Genomic DNA, 1,933 nt, shown 5'->3' with positions numbered 1-1,933 from the left:
ATCAACCAGGCCGTCACCGACCGGCTGCGCGCCGAGGGCTTCCACGTCACGCAGGCCTTCGACGGCCCCGGCGCCGTCGACGCGTTCACCACCACCAGCCAAGACCTCGTCGTCCTCGACGTCATGCTGCCCGGGTTCGACGGCCTCGAGGTGTGTCGCCGCATCCAGGCCATCCGCCCGGTGCCGGTGCTCATGCTCACCGCCCGCACCGACGAGACCGACCTGCTCGTCGGTCTCGGGGTCGGCGCCGACGACTACGTGACCAAGCCGTTCTCGATGCGCGAGGTCGTCGCCCGGGTGCGCACCCTGCTGCGCCGTGTCGAGCGGGCCGCCGAGCTCGCAGCCAGCCGCCCGGCCCACCTCGACGTGCAGGGCCTGCGCATCGACGTCGCCACCCGGCGCGTCACCGCCGGAGACGCCGAGGTGCACCTGACCCCGCTGGAGTTCGACCTGCTGTGCGCCCTGGCCGCCGAACCCGGGGTGGTCCGCTCCCGCGACGCCCTGATGCGCGAGGTCTGGGGCTGGGCCGACGCCTCGGGCACCCGCACCCTCGACAGCCACGTCAAGGCCCTGCGCGCCAAGATCGGCGCCGACCGCGTGCGCACCGTGCACGGCGTCGGGTACGCCCTCGAGGCCACCCCGTGAACACCGCCCGCCCGCTCGACGGCATCACCTCGCTCAAGGTCAAGCTCGGCCTGCTCGTCGCCGTCAGCATCGTCGTGGCCGTCGTCGTCGAGCGGGTGGCGGATGCCGGTCAGGTGCCGTGGTGGATCAGCGTCCCCGTCACCGTGGTCGCCGCCCTCGCGGTCACCCAGTGGCTCGCGCGCGGCATGACCTCACCGCTGCGCGAGATGACGTCGGCCGCGGGGCGCATGGCGGGAGGCGACTACGGACAGCGCGTCACGGCATCCTCCTCCGACGAGGTCGGGGAGCTGGCGCGGGCCTTCAACGCCATGGCCGCGGATCTGGCCTCCGCCGACACCCAGCGCCGCCAGCTCGTGGCCACGGTGTCGCACGAGCTGCGCACCCCCCTCACCGCCCAGCGCGCCCTGCTCGAGAACCTCGTCGACGGCGTCGTCACCCCCGACGACCAGGCCCTGCGCGGCGCGCTGCACCAGTCCGAGCGCCTCAGCACCCTCGTCGCGGACCTGCTCGACCTCTCGCGCATCGACGCCGGGGTCACCTCTCTGAACCTCACGCAGGTCAGGGTCGCGGACCTTCTCTCGGATGCCGTGGACGAGGCTCGCGTGGGCGCTCGCCCCGGACGCGTGCGTCACGACGTCGTGCCAGCGGACCTCACGGTGACGGCCGACCGGGCGCGACTGGCCCAGCTCGTCGCGAACCTGCTCGACAACGCCGTGCGCCACAGCCCGGCCGACGGCGAGGTCGTCGTCACCGCGCGGCTGCTCGATGACTCCACGTGGTGCCTCGACGTGCGCGACGAGGGCCCCGGCATCCCGGCCGACTGGCTGGAGCGCGTCTTCGACCGCTTCGGCTCCGGCGACGACTCCGGCGGCGGTACCGGCCTCGGCCTGGCCATCGCCCGCTGGGTGTGCGACCTGCACGGCGGCACCATCAGCGCGATCGCGCCCGAGCCGGGACAGACCGGCGCGCTGCTGCGGGCCCGACTGCCCGTCGCACCCACCACCGACCGACCCACCCACCTGACCCAGGAGCGCACCATGAGCACGCTGACCCCAGATCGACCAACAGGTCACCCGGGGGACGCCGCCCCGACCGCCGCCGCAGCCGCGTCCCCGCAGGCCACCCCCGGCCAGGTCGTCCACGTCCCGGTGAACCCCTACGCCCCGAAGGGCCCGGGCGGCCCCGGCCCGCTCGGCAACCTCTGGCCCGAGCGGCCGCTGCCCCCGCAGACCCTGCCGGTCCTCGCCGCCATCGCCATCGGCGCCTGGGCGGCGCTGACCTGGCCGGA

2 protein-coding genes are annotated in these 1,933 nt (G+C 74.5%); both read left to right on the top strand.

Annotated elements, in window-relative coordinates; genetic code table 11:
* A partial coding sequence (locus tag PLL68_RS14490) for a response regulator (protein ID WP_324535290.1) occupies positions 1-645 on the top strand: 645 nt, incomplete at its 5' end.
* On the top strand, positions 642-1,933 hold a 1,292-nt coding region (locus PLL68_RS14485), incomplete at its 3' end, for a HAMP domain-containing sensor histidine kinase (protein ID WP_324535288.1). The genes PLL68_RS14490 and PLL68_RS14485, both read left to right, overlap by 4 nt.

Source organism: Ornithinibacter sp., from assembly GCF_035443565.1.
Lineage (GTDB): Bacteria > Actinomycetota > Actinomycetes > Actinomycetales > Dermatophilaceae > Fodinibacter.
The sequence above is the reverse complement of the archived record's forward strand: the minus strand, read 5'-3'. Positions and strand labels throughout refer to the sequence as shown.